Origin of the sequence: Salegentibacter mishustinae (genome assembly GCF_002900095.1) — a bacterium.
GTDB lineage: Bacteria > Bacteroidota > Bacteroidia > Flavobacteriales > Flavobacteriaceae > Salegentibacter > Salegentibacter mishustinae.
This window is the reverse complement of sequence record NZ_LLKN01000002.1, coordinates 459,026-474,360: the sequence shown is the minus strand read 5'-3', so window position 1 is coordinate 474,360 and position 15,335 is coordinate 459,026. Positions and strand designations below refer to the sequence as shown.

At 37.9% G+C, this 15,335-nt stretch carries 13 protein-coding genes and 1 tRNA gene; 4 read left to right on the top strand and 10 right to left on the bottom strand.

Annotation, left to right across the window (positions count from 1 at the left end):
- Positions 1-123: 123 nt before the first annotated feature.
- Together recJ and APB85_RS05100 are read left to right on the top strand one after the other, a co-directional pair.
- Positions 124-1,818 carry a single-stranded-DNA-specific exonuclease RecJ gene (gene recJ, locus APB85_RS05105; RefSeq protein WP_057480955.1) on the top strand — a complete coding sequence of 565 codons (1,695 nt, stop codon included), beginning with the start codon at positions 124-126 and terminating at the stop codon, positions 1,816-1,818.
- A 150-nt stretch (positions 1,819-1,968) separates the two neighbouring features.
- Positions 1,969-2,322: a hypothetical protein gene (locus APB85_RS05100; RefSeq protein ID WP_057480956.1), complete on the top strand. Its 354-nt coding sequence runs from the start codon at positions 1,969-1,971 to the stop codon at positions 2,320-2,322.
- On the opposite strand, the gene APB85_RS05095 is transcribed toward APB85_RS05100, so the two are convergent.
- Together APB85_RS05095 and APB85_RS05090 are read right to left on the bottom strand one after the other, a co-directional pair.
- Complete coding sequence (locus tag APB85_RS05095) at positions 2,319-3,077, bottom strand: UDP-2,3-diacylglucosamine diphosphatase (RefSeq protein WP_057480957.1); 759 nt, start codon at positions 3,075-3,077, stop codon at positions 2,319-2,321. The genes APB85_RS05100 and APB85_RS05095 overlap by 4 nt on opposite strands.
- 142 nt (positions 3,078-3,219) lie before the next feature.
- On the bottom strand, positions 3,220-3,693 hold the full coding sequence (locus APB85_RS05090; protein WP_057480958.1) for a 6-pyruvoyl trahydropterin synthase family protein: 474 nt from the start codon (positions 3,691-3,693) through the stop codon (positions 3,220-3,222).
- Positions 3,694-3,794: 101 nt separating this feature from the next.
- Between APB85_RS05090 and APB85_RS05085 the strand changes: the two genes are divergently transcribed.
- The gene (locus APB85_RS05085) at positions 3,795-4,451 is read left to right on the top strand and encodes a 2OG-Fe(II) oxygenase (protein WP_057480959.1); all 657 of its coding nucleotides are present in this window, start codon (positions 3,795-3,797) and stop codon (positions 4,449-4,451) included.
- A gap of 188 nt (positions 4,452-4,639) precedes the next feature.
- On the opposite strand, the gene APB85_RS05080 is transcribed toward APB85_RS05085, so the two are convergent.
- The 4 genes from APB85_RS05080 to APB85_RS05055 all read right to left on the bottom strand — a co-directional run bounded on the left by APB85_RS05080 (position 4,640) and on the right by APB85_RS05055 (position 8,265).
- The gene (locus APB85_RS05080; protein WP_057480960.1) at positions 4,640-4,828 is read right to left on the bottom strand and encodes a hypothetical protein; all 189 of its coding nucleotides are present in this window, start codon (positions 4,826-4,828) and stop codon (positions 4,640-4,642) included.
- A 268-nt stretch (positions 4,829-5,096) separates the two neighbouring features.
- Complete coding sequence (locus tag APB85_RS05070) at positions 5,097-5,864, bottom strand: enoyl-CoA hydratase/isomerase family protein (protein WP_057480962.1); 768 nt, start codon at positions 5,862-5,864, stop codon at positions 5,097-5,099.
- Between the two features lie 471 nt (positions 5,865-6,335).
- Positions 6,336-7,664 (bottom strand): MATE family efflux transporter, encoded by a 1,329-nt coding sequence (locus APB85_RS05060; RefSeq protein ID WP_057480964.1) that lies wholly within the window; start codon positions 7,662-7,664, stop codon positions 6,336-6,338.
- Between the two features lie 88 nt (positions 7,665-7,752).
- Positions 7,753-8,265: a GNAT family N-acetyltransferase gene (locus APB85_RS05055; RefSeq protein ID WP_057480965.1), complete on the bottom strand. Its 513-nt coding sequence runs from the start codon at positions 8,263-8,265 to the stop codon at positions 7,753-7,755.
- Between the two features lie 73 nt (positions 8,266-8,338).
- Here APB85_RS05055 and APB85_RS05050 point away from each other — a divergent pair.
- Positions 8,339-8,412, top strand: a tRNA-Ala gene (locus tag APB85_RS05050).
- A gap of 398 nt (positions 8,413-8,810) precedes the next feature.
- Here the strand turns inward: APB85_RS05050 and APB85_RS05045 are convergent.
- From APB85_RS05045 to kbl, 4 genes are all read right to left on the bottom strand, one after another.
- Complete coding sequence (locus APB85_RS05045; RefSeq protein ID WP_057480966.1) at positions 8,811-9,713, bottom strand: alpha/beta hydrolase family protein; 903 nt, start codon at positions 9,711-9,713, stop codon at positions 8,811-8,813.
- Between the two features lie 8 nt (positions 9,714-9,721).
- Positions 9,722-12,457: a PD-(D/E)XK nuclease family protein gene (locus tag APB85_RS05040; protein WP_057480967.1), complete on the bottom strand. Its 2,736-nt coding sequence runs from the start codon at positions 12,455-12,457 to the stop codon at positions 9,722-9,724.
- 75 nt (positions 12,458-12,532) lie between these two features.
- Positions 12,533-13,951 carry an OmpA family protein gene (locus APB85_RS05035; RefSeq protein WP_057480968.1) on the bottom strand — a complete coding sequence of 473 codons (1,419 nt, stop codon included), beginning with the start codon at positions 13,949-13,951 and terminating at the stop codon, positions 12,533-12,535.
- Positions 13,952-14,140: 189 nt separating this feature from the next.
- Positions 14,141-15,334 carry a glycine C-acetyltransferase gene (gene kbl, locus APB85_RS05030; RefSeq protein ID WP_057480969.1) on the bottom strand — a complete coding sequence of 398 codons (1,194 nt, stop codon included), beginning with the start codon at positions 15,332-15,334 and terminating at the stop codon, positions 14,141-14,143.
- Position 15,335: the final 1 nt, after the last annotated feature.

Here is a 15,335-nt window from a genome sequence, read left to right as displayed (position 1 = left end):
AAATCCTAAAGCGTGAAATTAGGGATTATTATTAATTGCTGAAAAATTTCTATTATTCTGTTTTAGTGAATTCCCCCCTTATTGGTATTGAAATACTATATGTATTTTTGAAAAAAACTTACGATGCGCTGGACTTTAAAACCAAAACCCGATTCTTTAGTTGTTAGTAAACTTGCCGAAGAATTAGGGGTGGAAACGCCTGTGGCAACACTCTTGGCGCAGCGTGGAATAATGACTTTTGAAGCTGCAAAAAAGTTTTTCAGGCCAAGCTTAGAAGAGCTGCACGATCCTTACCTGATGAAAGATATGGATGTGGCTGTAAACCGAATTCAGCAGGCAATCGCTTCCGAAGAAAATATTATGGTTTATGGCGATTATGATGTAGACGGGACCACCAGTGTGGCTTTGATGTCTTCTTACTTAAAAACCCTTACCCCAAATATCGCGACCTATATTCCCGATAGGTATGCTGAAGGTTACGGCATTTCTTACCAGGGAATTGATTTTGCGGCAGATAACGAGATTTCATTGATTATTGCCCTGGATTGCGGAATTAAAGCAATTGATAAGGTAGCTTATGCCGCCGAAAAGGGAATCGATTTTATTATCTGTGATCACCACCGGCCGGGAGAAAACATTCCTAAAGCTGTTGCGGTGCTGGATCCCAAGCGAGAGGATTGTGAATATCCATATAAAGAACTTTGTGGTTGCGGCGTTGGTTTTAAATTGATCCAGGCTATAAACACTAAAAGAGGAGGGACACCCGAAGTTTTATTGCCTTATCTGGATTTGGTTGCGACTGCCATTGGAGCCGATATCGTACCCATTACCGGTGAAAATCGAATTTTGGCCTATCACGGTTTAAACGTGATCAATGTTGCCCCTAGAATGGGTTTTAAAGCAATTCTGGCACAGGTTAAAAAAGATAAACTCACGATAACTGATGTGGTTTTTATTATTGCCCCGCGTATAAATGCAGCCGGAAGAATGAAGCACGGCTTGCACGCGGTAAATTTACTTACCGAAGAAGACGAAGCTACCGCTATGCAGTTTGCTGGTGAAATTGAGGATTTTAATGCCGAAAGAAAAACTACCGATAAAGCGATTACGGTTGAAGCATTAGATCAAATTGAAGAATTGAAGGAGCAGGAACGCTATAGTACCGTGGTTTATCACGAAGACTGGCATAAGGGTGTGATAGGCATCGTGGCTTCCCGTTTAACCGAAACTTATTATCGCCCTACGCTGGTTTTTACAAAAAGCGGTGATAAGCTGGCGGCTTCGGCTCGCTCGGTAAAAGGTTTTGATGTTTACAATGCTTTGGAGGCCTGTAAAGAACATATTGAGCAGTTTGGCGGACATAAATATGCGGCAGGCTTGACTTTAGAAGCTTCGGAATATGAAAATTTTAAAGCGAAATTTGAGTCGGTGGTTTCTGAAACTATAGATAGGCGGCTGCTAACTCCTGAAATTGCTGTAGATGCCGAAATTGATCTGGATGAAATTACTCCGAAATTCTTTAGAATTCTAAAACAATTTGCTCCTTTTGGCCCGGGAAATATGAGTCCGGTTTTTATGACCCAAAATCTTACCGATACCGGTTATGGAAAATGTGTAGGGGCAGATGAAGCCCATCTTAAATGCAAAGTTGTACAGCAAGGAAAATCTGGTATGTTCGATATGATTGGCTTCGGACTGGGAGAAAAATTCGAAACAATTTCAGAAAAGAAAACTTTTAAAGCAGTGTATTCTTTAGATGAAAATGAGTGGAACGGGAATGTTTCTATTCAGTTAAAATTAAAAGATATCAGCGAATAAATTACTTCTATTTAGATTCGTTTTAAATAATTTTATATTTGGGTAACTTATATCGAAGCAAAGGAACGAGTCATAAAATGAAAATGATTTTTAAATTTCAAGGCAAGCTTCGAAGTTTCAATCTCGATTATTGAGCAAATTATTTTTAAAATGGATGAAGTCGCAATAATTTATCACAATAAGCTAGGTATTGCTTTTCGATGGAAAAATAATTTACCAAATGCTGATCCTGCCAGGATACAAATGGTTTTTAAGGATATGGGCTTTTATCTGTTACCTGAAGAAATTAAGCGTTTCTCCGGCAATATACAGGCAGCTAAATATTATAATTGTGGTAATTGTAGTAGTGAAAAATCCTGCAGGAACATTCTATTAAGATCTCCACTTGAAAAAATGGATTTCGCGGTAAGTGCAGTAGAACTAGAGCAAATTTCAGATTTAATAGAGGGAACTTTATTTAAATTAAACCTGGAAAATTATTTAAATGGATGTGGGAGGAATTAAAATTCTAATTTCTTTAAAACCGTCTTCTCACCATCAAAAACTGCGTAGGTGTAAAAGTCTATCCAGTCGCCAGTGTTGATATAGGTCGATTTTCCGTTTAGGTCGATTTCCAGGGGTAAATGCCGGTGGCCAAAAAGGAAATAATCGTAATGCTTTTCTTCTAATTTTCGGCGGCAATATTGAATAAGCCATTCCTTTTCTTCTCCTAAAAATTTTTGTTCCTGGTCTCCCGAGATCGCTTTATTTTTTACTGAAAAATACTGCGCTAGCGGAATACCTAAATCTGGATGTAACCAGCGATAAAGCCATTTAGAAAACGGATTGGTAAATACCTTTTTCATTCGTTTATAACCGTGGTCCCCAGGTCCTAGGCCGTCCCCATGGGCAACAAGGAAGGTTTTATTATTGAATTCAAATTCTTTAGGCTTACGAAATACGGGGATATTAAGTTCGTCTTCAAAATAATTTTCCATCCACAAATCGTGATTACCAACAAAAAAATAAATCGGGATTCCGCTGTCTTTAATTTCTGCAAGTTTCCCTAGAACCCTTACAAAACCTTTAGGAACGGCGTGTTTATACTCAAACCAGAAGTCAAAAAGATCACCGAGGAGAAAAATAGCAGCGGCATCGTCTTTAATTTCATCCAGCCATTTTACAAACCTAATTTCCCTTGGCCTGCTTTCTTCTTGAGTAGGTGCACCAAGGTGATTATCACTGGAGAAATAAACTTTTTTGCCTTCGGGGATAGTCATTTATGATAAATCTAAGCTGTAAATATAAATATTTTAGGAAAAGAGTTTATAGGTTTGGAAAACCTGAGATTTTAACCCTTCCGTCTTAATCTTCTCTCGAAGATTAATCCACCTTCCCTCAAAAGGGAAGGAGTTTCTTTGGTTACTCCCCCTTTGGGGGCTGGGGGGCCTGATCGCTTGCAAACCATTCCGCAAAACTGGATTCGGTTTCCTGGAGTTTTAGCGAGTGTAGTTTTATATGATCGGGTAAATGTTTTTGAATCTTTTCAGCAAAATCTACCACCATATTTTCGCTGGTGGGTTGGTATTCGACAAGGATAACGTGGTGACCTCGATTTTTTAGTTCTTCAGCAAGCTCTACATGTGGCGTGTTTTTATTAAAAACCGTGGCGTGGTCAAACTTGTCTACAATTTCAGATTTTACGATCTTTTTTAAATCTCCAAAATCTATTACCATCCCAAACTTCACATTATCCTTATCGGTAATAGGTTCCCCAATTACACAAACACTAAGTTTATAGCTGTGGCCGTGGACGTTTCGGCATTTTCCGTCGTAGCCATAAAGAGCGTGGCCGGTTTCAAAAGAGAACTGTTTGGTAATTCTAATCTTGCTCATCTCGCGTTATTTTTGGCAAAGTTAAGGGTTTTTTAGCGTTATATTTTTTTGGTTTTGCAATTATGTTTCTGTTGTATATTTGCCCGTTTTTTTAATGAAAAATGATAACAGAAACTACTCCCGAACTTTTTGAACAACTGGATTTTATAGAAAATCCCTTTTACGAAAATATTATTAATGATTTAGTTGAAAATCAATATTGTATTGTAGACGAATTTTTTAATGCTGAAGAAGTGGCAATGCTACGCAATTCTTTAAAATCAAAATTTGAAGAAGCACAATTCAAAAAGGCAGCCATTGGGAATAAAACCAATGAAATTGTTGCGAAATCTATTAGAGGAGACTTTATTTTATGGCTTAACGAAGCTGAAGCAGGAAAGGCCGAAAACCTGTTTTTCAACAAAATCAATTCTTTAGTAGGGTATTTGAACAAAACCTGCTTTCTGGGAATTTTAACTAAAGAATTCCATTACGCGCTATATCCAGAAGGTACTTTTTACCAGCGACACCTGGACACTTTTCAGAATGACGGCAGAAGAAAACTTTCTATGGTTTGTTACTTAAACGAGGAAGATTGGAAGCCGGAAAATGGAGGGGAATTGGTAATTTATTCCGAAGAAAATGGAGTTGAGGTTTCAAAAGCCATTTATCCAATGCCGGGACGTGTTGTAATTTTTGAAAGTCAGGTATTGGAACACGAAGTAAAGCCGGTGAAAACTGCAAGGTTAAGTATTACGGGTTGGTTAAAAACAAGGTAACCGAGATTAACTTCTCCTAAATTTTTCTCGAAACAAAGAAAGGCTTTTTCTGGCTGGGCAGAAATTAGCCTGCGCGGGTTATTTGTTGAATTTTTTATAAAGTACCACAACAATTAAAACCAGCGCTAAAATAAGCCAGAATCCCATTCCGCTTAGAAAACTTAGAAATTCCCAGGTATCTTCTCCCATTAGTTCATGCGGCTTTTTTGCTGCCTTCTTCTCCAGTTATAGCGAGCATAAAGAAAAATGGCAAGAATAAGTAAAATACCCATCAGGTAAAGCCAGTTGTCGGCGATAAATTCCCAGATGGTAAAACCCCATTCCTGTTCGCTGGTTGCGTCGCGGTCTTTTGGTAAATGTTCCTGTGGTAAACTCATAGGCTTATTTCTAGGGTGGAAATTACACTTTTCTCCCTAAGGAATATGTTATAATGATGCTAATTTCCTGCGCTGTGGTTTTTAGCCATTTTGAGCATGAAGTTTTTTATTTCTGATCCTTCTGCGATGAAAAAACATTAACGGTCCTAAAATTAAAAGGAAACCAAAAAGTAGTACCAAGAAATTATCGGCCAAAGCCGAACCGATAGAAACCCCCAGATCTTGAACTTGGCCGCCGTTGGTGTTCAAGTAAAGTAAGCGCATATTTTTATTTTTTATATTTAGCTAAAGCATTTTTAGTAAAATCTGAAAGTACTAATTCTCCCGAAATTGCAGCTCTTTCAGCCAGTAATTCATCCCAGTGATCTGTATTTTTCCACAGCATTTTTTTCATTTCATAAAGTGCCTCGGGATTATAAGAAGCCAGTTTTTCGGTAAAAATCGTTACCTCTTTATCAAGTTCTTTTAAACTTTCAAATACACGGGCATATAAGCCTTTATCCTTTGCCCAGTAAGCGTTTTTCCATTCGTGGGCAGCAAGACTCAACTCTCCAAGTGCTCCAACGCCAATTTTGCGCTCTACGGCGGGGGCAATTACAAACGGGCCAATACCTATACTGATTTCTGAAAGTTTAACCGCAGCAGCATCAGTAGCCATGGCATAATCGCAAGCAGCGACCAGCCCCACACCGCCACCAACAGTTTTTCCCTGGATGCGGCCAACGATGAGCTTTTTACAGTTGCGCATTGCATTTAGAACTTTTGCAAAGCCTGAAAAGAATAATTTTCCGGCCTGCAAGGTTTCTATCGCTACCAGTTCGTCAAAAGATGCTCCGGCACAAAAGGCTTTTTCTCCTTCAGATTTCAATAAAATTACTTTTACACTGTCGTCTTCAGATAATTTCTGAAACTCTTTCTCAAGCCGATCTAATAACTCTGAAGGAAAAGAATTACTGGCAGGATGGCCAAATTCTAAGTGGGCGATTCCGTTTTCAATATTGGTATATAAACTTCCGTTTTCACGTGTGGTAGACATAAATTTGATTTTTCAGTTAGCTGAGTACCCAAATTTAGAAAGATTAACGCTGAAATAAATTTTTTTGGTTCAATAATTTAAAATTCAATTTTAGAACATAAATCTTCTTCTACCATTGATGCAATTTATTTACAATATGAATACCAGTGATTTAATTAAAACCTTCGAACAGCTTATTTTTCATTTTCTTTGTTATGTATTCCTCTCGCTTTGCTCGTCGGATACAAAAGAAAACGAAACAAAAGAAAAGGCGCTTTTTCCAAGGTATTTTTCAGCAAAGCTGAAAACCAGTTTTGTTTTGCTAAAATCTTTCCAGGGTTTCAAGATTTTTTAACGCAAAAACAAAACTTATAATGCGGAAAAAGATTCCAAAGCGCTGCTTTGAAACGTCAACACCACGGTTTTTTAAAATTTTTGTATTGAATCCCACTGAGACTGCAAACTGCTCACTAAAGATTGCCAACTGAAAACTCAAACTTCTTTCTGTAAATATTTTCTTCTGAATTTAATGACCAAACCTGCACTTCGAATAAGCATCCAGACAAAAAACGCGATCCAGATTCCGTAAAGTTTCAACCCGAAATAATCTGAAATTAAAAGGGCAGGAGTGAAGCCCAGAAACGTGGCCACCAGCAATAAATTACGCAGATACTTTGCCTCTCCCAAACCTTTAAAGATTCCGTCGAACATAAAGGCAATGGCATTTACCGGTTGCATTAATAGCACGATCCAAAAAACCGATGAGAATATAGCCAGAACAGCAACATCCTTATTAAAAACCAACCCAATTTGGTTGTAGAACAGTCCGCAAATTGCCATTAGGATAAAAGCGATCAATACCGCGTATTTGCTTATTTTTTTACTGAGTTCCCATAAATTTTTGTAATCTCTGGCGCCCAGTAGTTTCCCGCCAATGGCGTTCCCTGCATTCGCATATCCATCTATAAAGAAGCTAAAGAAAAGCCAGATGTTCATCAAAATACTTTGAGCCGCGATATAGTTTTTTCCATAATCTGTAGCGTAGGCATTGGCCAGGTAAATGGCGAAATTTAAGGCAGCCGTTCTTACAAAAAGGTTGGCGGCCATAAGTAAAAGCCCTTTTAAACGCGGATTTATATTCAAACTTAGTTTTAAGTGAAAAGGCGTTTTTTTAAAGAAAAACCAAAGGGCCATTACCAGCATTGTCCCTTGTGCAGCAAGACTGGCATAAGCAGCACCTTTAAGATGCATTGCCGGAATAAGCCCGTCAATTCCATATACCAGCAGAAAATCTAATCCTACATTCACCGCAGCACCGGCAAGGCTGCATTTCATTGCCCAAAGCGTATTTTGAAGTCCGCGGAAAACGCCAAATATTGCAAAAGTCACCAAAGTTAACGGATAACCCAATGCACGGATTTGATAATAGTCTTCTGAATATTGCAAGATCAAACCTTCGGCGTTATATGCGCTAAAGATTGATTCGGCGAAAAAGGCGGTAGTAGCATAGATCACAAGGCTAAAAGCAAAATTGAAATATATAGCCTGCGGAATAAGGGTTTTTACCGCGTGAATTCGGTTTGCGCCCAAATGCTGGGAAACAATTGCCGAAATAGCGGTTTTGGTTTGCGCTACGATCCAAATAATCGCTGAAAGAAAAGATCCTACGATTCCTGCCGCGGCAAGTGCTTCAACCGAGTTTTTTTCTACATTTCCAATTACCGCGATATCAGTAAGGGAGATCAACGGCTCGGCAATTCCGGCAATAATTGCGGGAATGGCAATTCGGTTTATATTTTTAAAACTAACAGAAGATTCCAACAGCGGTTATTTTCAGCAGCAAATATAGAATGCTTTATTGTAAAGCCTTATCGCAATACTAATTTCTTAAGGGTTTTTCTCAATTTTCCTATAAGCAAGTTGCTAAAAGTTTTTCGTAGCAATGAAAAGGATATTCATTTTTATGCGGAAAATAGACATCGCCAAGTTTTGTATAACTACGGGCTTCATAGAACTTCTGATTGCGTGTGTTTTTACTGAAAGTATCTAACCTTACGGAAGTAAAATGCTTGTTTCTAGCAAATTCTTCAGCAAAATCCATCATTTTCCTGGCATAGCCTTTTCCCCAGAATTCAGGGTGCGTGGCCAGCCTGTGAACATACAGATTATTGTCGGTTTTGCTTAGCCAGTCTATATTTCGGTAAACTTCATCCATATTAGGAGTAAGGACTATAATGGCGGTAATAATATTCTCTTCCTCAAAAATATATAATTCTTGCTTCTCAATATCGTTTTGAAGTTTTTCCAGGGAAGGATAATGTTCATTCCATTGAAAAATATTTTGCTGCTGAAGCGCTTTAGCACAGGCTTCGGTTAGTTTCTTGATCTTCCTGAGATCGTTAAGCTTAGCTTTTCTAATCATTTTTTAATCAACAATAATAAATAAAAGTTATCTGTTGGAATTTACAGAAAATTATTACATTTGCCTTCCAATTGGGGGATTAGCTCAGCTGGCTAGAGCGTTTGGCTGGCAGCCAAAAGGTCATCGGTTCGACTCCGATATTCTCCACAAAACCACCGTTTTTCGCGGTGGTTTTTTATTTCCGAACTTTTTCATTTTCAAAATATTGAAAGCTGGCCAATGCGTCCCGATGCTAGATCGGGAAGGCATCGGTTCTCCCGAAGCTTCGGGGCCATATTCTCCACAAAACCACCGTCTTTCGCGGTGGTTTTTTTGTTTCCGGACTTTTTTATTTTCAAAATATTAGGAGCTGGCTAAAAAGTTTTCGTTAAGCTGAACTTGTTTCAGACTTTATCTCGAGATTTTGCTTCGGGATTCTAACGTATTTAGATTATCAAAATATTAGATTCTGAACTAAATTCAGAATGACGATTTATTTAAAATAAAAAAACGGTCTTAAAAATTAATTCAAGACCGCTTTTGGTGAAAATATATTTTTAAAAAACTTAAGATTCAGCTTCGTCGTTATCTATATATTCGTCTTTTAGATCCTGAACGCTGGCTGCAAGAAACTCTGAGGTTCTATTTAAAACGTGCTGAAATTCTTTAGTTAATTCATCTTTATTCCAGGGGTGCGAAATACCAAAAACGTGATCTGCATTTTCAACTAAAAGTAATTTCGAGATCGCACTCCATTCAAATAAATTCCCGGCATCAGCAATAGAAACCGTAGTGTCGTTACTTCCGTGAGCAATAAAATGAGGGATGTCTAGTTTTTTGGTTGATTTTTGAATATTTAAACGCTCCCTGTTTTCTCTAAAATTTTTATAGAACTGGTAATGATGAGGTAATTGCTGACCGGTACGCGTATTTTTTATGTATCGTACACCTTTTTTCTCCCAGGCTTCCAGTTCTTTTTCTTTTGGAAAACGCGAAGCAAAGTCACTAACCGCGGCAAGGGTGATAAGTTTATCGATCCTTTCTTCTTCAGCCGCTTTTATAATTGCAATACCACCACCACGGGAATGTCCAATTAGGTTTATACTTTTCGCATCTATTTGTTGAGCCTGGTCAAAATCTGGTGTTAGCACCCAGTCTATCACTGTTTGTAGATCGTCTAGCTCTTTTATATAGTTATTGTCGCCAAAGGCTTCAATATTTAAAAATTCTGTTGGATTTTCTGGAGAGGTCCCGTTGTGAGAAAAATTAAATTTCACAAAGAAATAACCTTTTTCTGCATAAAATTCACCCATTTTATCCCAGGCGCCCCAGTCTTTAAAACCTTTATAGCCGTGGCAAAAGATTATGATTGGTTTTGGCTTTTTATCGTCCTTAAATATTAAATCAATTAAAATTGGCTTATTATGCTTTCCATCAATCTGGAGATTGGTTCTTTTAGTAATTTCCATAGGTTTTTTTATATTTCTTTTTCTTTAAAAGGAATTTCAGGTTCGCAAATTTCGATAATTAATTTTTTTAACTCTACTTCGAATGCTTCAAGAATTTCCCTATTTATAGCTGTTTCTTTATTTTTTGTTTTTGGTTTATCTTTTTTTCCGAATTTCAGGAACCCGCTTTTTAAATTTTTGAATGAAATTATTCCTGCTTCCACTGGAAAATCCAGTGAATTTTGATCTTGCATCATTTTCGTATACGCTAATACCTGGAAACTTTTACTGTATTTATCGTAATCTGAAGCGAGATCTGCCCAATCTACAATTTCAATTTTATCCTGGGTTACCTTTCCCGTTTTATAGTCAATAATTCTGGTGATACCGTTAGTATTTTCTACCCGGTCTACTTTTCCACGCATAAATATCGGAAAATCAAGCTTCTCTATCTTAATTTCAGATTTTAAATTTTCCTCAATTTTCAAGATTTTAACTTCTTCGGTTTTGAGTCGGTCTAGTTCCAGGTTTAAAAAGTTACGGAGATAACGCTTGGCAACTTCATAAATCAACAGGTTTTTGCCCTGGTTTACGGGCCCGTTCATATAAGATTTTTTAAACTGAAGCGTGATCTCTTCTTCGATCTTTGCTTTAAAAGCTTTAATATCTACTGAAGTGAGCAGCTTATTCTCCAGCGGTTTGTAGAAATTTTCGAGGCTATCGTGTACTACCGTCCCCAGCGTGTTATAAGCTACTGTTTCTTCCACTTCTTCGCTATCACGCACCCCAAGAACGTACTGCCTGTAAAAATCTAGCGGATTTCTTATGTATGAAGTCAATGCCGAAGGGGAAAAACCGTAAGCAGCAAGCGACTTGAGTTTCTCCATGATTTCAGGAGTTTTTCTAACTTCCCGGAGCTCATTTTTAATCGCCGGAACTTTTGGACTTACCATAGCATGCGTGAGCTGATGCGCCGGTTGTTTTTCAATTTCCAGTTGAGTAAGAAACCTGCTTTTTTCTCCGGAATTTAGTCCGTCGGTTTCTGTGTTGTAAAGCAAGTGCACATTTTTAGCACGTTGTAAAAGCCGGTAAAAGTGATAGGTATAAACTGCGTCTTTTTCTTTGTAGGTGGGGAGTTTGTAGTTTTGTTTTAGGTCGAAAGGAATAAAGGAACTACCCGATTTCCCCGAAGGTAGAACCCCTTCGTTAACCGAACAAATAATGATATTTTTAAAATCCAAGGCACGCGATTCCAGCATACCCATAAGCTGTAAACCTTTAAAAGGTCTTCCTTGGAAATCCAGGCTTTGGGTGCTCATTATTTCTTTATAAAACTGGTACAGCGATTTAATACTTTTTAAATGCGGATAAGCATCATTGAGGTTTTCGAGCTTATTAAATAACACATGAAAATGATATAAAAACTCCAGCCCAAGCTTATTTTCACTGCTTTTTAAATGAATTTTGATCTGGTTTATAATTTCCTGAAAAGCCTCTAAGGCTTTTTTAGGCGAGTTATCCCAATTTCTAAAGCAAGCTTCTATTAAAGGTTTTGCTTCATTAGAAAATGAACTTATAATTTCTTCGGAAGATAAGTTTACCGTGTTTTCTGACTGAATTTTTTCAATAAAAACTTCGGTTTCCTGCTTTAGAATTTCGCTTAAAGCGGGGTGATTTATTACCGAAATCACATCTTTGTAATAATACGCAGAACCGGTATTTTGATGAATTTGGAATAACCTATCAAAAAGAGAAGCTATGGGCGCGTTTTTGAGCGGAAATCCCATGGTAATGTTCAAATCTTTTACATTGGGCGGCAAACTATTTAAAACGGGTAAAAGAAGATCTTCTTCCCCCAGTACCACTGCGGTTTCTTGCAAGGTTTCCTCATCTAAATTAGCCAGTAATTCGCCTAAATATTTGGCCTGGCCAACGTTTTTGGGAATTCCGGTAATATGAATGTTTTTAGATTTATGATAATCGTTTACGCTAAGTTTTGCTTTCTTTTTTTCATATACCGGCCAATCTTTTAAATACTGATTTATAAAGAGGGACGCATCGTGTTGACGATCTTTTACAAAAACCTCATCCAGATCCCAATAGATCTCGGCTATATCATTTTCAAGCAAATGCTGAACAATTTGTTGTTCTGCGGCATTTAATGCGTTAAAACCAATGAAAACGTGTTTAGCGCTATGATTTTTTGCATAAGCTTGAATATTTTCTGAGGCCAGGCGATAAATTAAACCCTGGTAACCGGTATTGTTGGTAAGTAACTCCTTTTTTAAACCTTCGTAATATGCCGGCAGACTTTTCCAAAAGGCTAAATAATTATTAATGAGCTCTGTTTTGGGCTCCTGAATGGACCAGTGTTTTAAGTCCTGAATATCGGCCAGGTAGTTAAAGAACTTTTTGTAGTCTATTAAGTATCGATCAATTTCATTAAAATCGTGAATTAGGCTTTGCGCCCAGGCCGTAAAAGTTTCAAAATCTTCCTGTGCCTCTTTAGGGGTAATTGCTTTATAAACCTTATAAAATTCAAATAAAGTGATGGTATTATCTACAGTTTTGGCCTCAGAAATAACTTCAGTAAATTCTTCGATACTGTAAACTTTTGGCGCGAAAATATGATGTGTTCCCAGTGCTGAGAGCTCTTTTAATAAAAAGCTTCCGGCCCTTTTGCTGGGAAGAATAAAGATTGTTTCTGAAATATTTTCTTTGGAAGAAATAAGTTCCTTAAGAACTCCTGAAATAAAAGATACCATAGCATAAAAATAAAAAACGCCCCGGGAACCGAGGCGTTTTTATATAATAATTATCTAACTAATTACAAGATTAAATTACTCCATAGAAGAATCAGAATCTTTTACTTCTTTATTCTTATCTAAAGAAATTTCTACTCTACGGTTATCTTGTCTTCCAGCTGCAGTGTTGTTAGTAGCAATTGGTCTTTCTTCACCATAACCTTCAGAAGTTAATCTGCTGCTTGGTACACCATTTTCTTCTAACCACGCTTCTACAGAAGCAGCACGCTCACGAGAAAGTTTCTCGTTATACTCAGCGCTACCAGTACTATCTGTGTGACCTTCAATATGGAAGATAGTGTTAGGATATTCGTTCATAATCTCTGCGATAGACTTTAAAGCCTCTTCAGATTCTTGTCTAATTGTAGCTTTGTTCAAGTCGAACAACACAGTTTGAGAATATTCATTCAATTCAGAGATAACTTCTACGTCTGGCTCTGGACAACCATTGTTGGCTGCAGTTCCAGCTACTTCAGGACAATCATCATCCTTGTCTAGAACACCGTCATCATCCATATCTTCGTAAGGACAACCATCGTTCTCAGCAGGACCTGCTTCGTTTGGACATTCGTCTTCGTTATCAGCAACTCCGTCGCCGTCAGCATCAGGACATCCATTCATTTCAACAGAACCAGCTTCTTCTGGACATTCATCTTCTGGATCTGGAACTCCGTCACCATCAGAATCAGGACATCCGTCAAATTCAGCTAAACCAGCTTCGTCTGGACAGTTATCCATACGGTCCTGGATTCCATCACCGTCAGAATCAGGACATCCGTTAAATTCTGGTAAACCAGGAGTTTCAGGACATTCGTCATCTTTATCGTAGATTCCGTCACCATCAGAGTCAGTTCCTCCAAACATGAATTTTACACCACCGGCGTGTTGAAAGTGTGTTGCACCATCAACATCAAAAACATGCTTATAGTTAGATTCTAATGTTAAAGCAATATTGTCGCTAAACCAGAAGTTTAGTCCAACCTTACCGTTTAGCGTTGCTGCATTAAGATCTGAGATAGGAGCGTCACCGTTATCAGCAATGCTAGTGTAACCACCACCAATACCAACTACAGGGTCAATCCACCCGTCATTTAGTAAAGCTCTTAAGCTGTAATTAAAAGAACCGTCTATAGCATAATATGCCATTTGCGGAACTCCCATATCGCCATAATCTTCAATTTGGTTTAAAGAACCAGCAAGTTCAAATACAAAACCACTACCAATATAACGACCTACTGTTAATCTTGAGACAGAAGGCAGGATATTCCAGTGATCTCCAGTGTTAAAGTACTCATCAAAAGTCCCTCCTAATGGAGCATCCTCACCAGTTGGATAGAAATCTACCGCATTGGTTTGAATCCCAATAGACCAGGGATTGTTAGCATCCTGTGCATTCATAGAAGTAATGCCCAGAACCAACATTGTAGCGAATAAAATTTTGCTAAGATGTTTCATATTCAATAGTTTAGTTTTAAGTGTTAATTGTTAACAAAAGTAGACTGTTAATGCTTATTGGCAAAGCATAAAATAATAAAGTTTTCTTAATAAACCCTTGAATAGTCTCGTTTTTGAGAGCATTTTAAGAACTGTAAAGCTTTATTTTTAGTGAATTTTTTATGCTAACACCATTTTAACGTCCTGGGTTTAAATTACTCCTAATTCTTTGCCAACCCTTGTAAATGCTTCAATAGCTTTATCTAAATGTTCCTGCTCATGAGCTGCGGAGAGTTGTACTCTAATTCTCGCCTTTTCTTTAGGAACCACAGGATAAAAGAATCCAATTACGTAAATTCCTTCTTCCAGTAACCTGTCGGCCATTTTTTGAGATAATTTAGCGTCATATAACATTACCGGAACTATTGCTGATTCTCCATCTATAATATCAAAACCGGCATCTTTAATTCCCTGTTTAAAATATTGAGTATTGCTTTTTAGTTTCTCGCGTAAACTGTTGTCGTTCTCTAACATATCAAAGACCTTTATCGAAGCCCCTACAATAGAAGGCGCTAGCGAATTAGAAAACAAATATGGTCTTGAACGCTGTCGTAGTAACTCTATAATTTCTTTTTTAGCCGTTGTGTAACCGCCCATAGCGCCACCAAGTGCTTTACCCAGAGTTCCTGTAATGATATCTACTCTGTCCATCACTCCTTTTTCTTCCAGGGTACCAATTCCTTTTTCTCCAATAAATCCGGTAGCGTGGCATTCGTCTATCATTACCAGTGCGTCATATTTATCGGCTAGATCACAAATTTCATCAAGAGGAGCTACAAGCCCATCCATAGAGAAAACACCATCGGTTACAATAAGCTTAAATCTCGCTCCTTTTTCATTGGCGTCTTTAAGTTGTTTTTCCAAATCGGCCATATCGCCGTTTTGGTAGCGGTATCTTGCTGCTTTACATAAGCGCACCCCATCAATAATAGACGCGTGGTTTAGTGAATCTGAAATTATCGCATCTTCTTTGGTTAAAAGGGGTTCAAAAATTCCACCGTTCGCATCAAAGCACGCAGCATACAGAATGGTGTCTTCTGTTCCGTAGAAATCGGCTATTTTTTGCTCCAGTTCTTTATGAATATCCTGGGTTCCACAAATAAATCGAACACTAGACATTCCGAAACCGTGGGTGTCCATAGTGTCTTTTGCGGCTTTTATAACTTCTGGGTGGGAGGATAATCCTAAATAATTATTGGCACAAAAGTTAATCACTTCCTGCCCGGTAGAAATTTTGATCACCGCATCCTGTGGGCCGGTAATTATTCGTTCTTTTTTGAAAAGGCCGTCGTCTTTAATTTGTTCCAGCTCTTTTTCTAAATGTTGTTTTATTGATCCGTACATA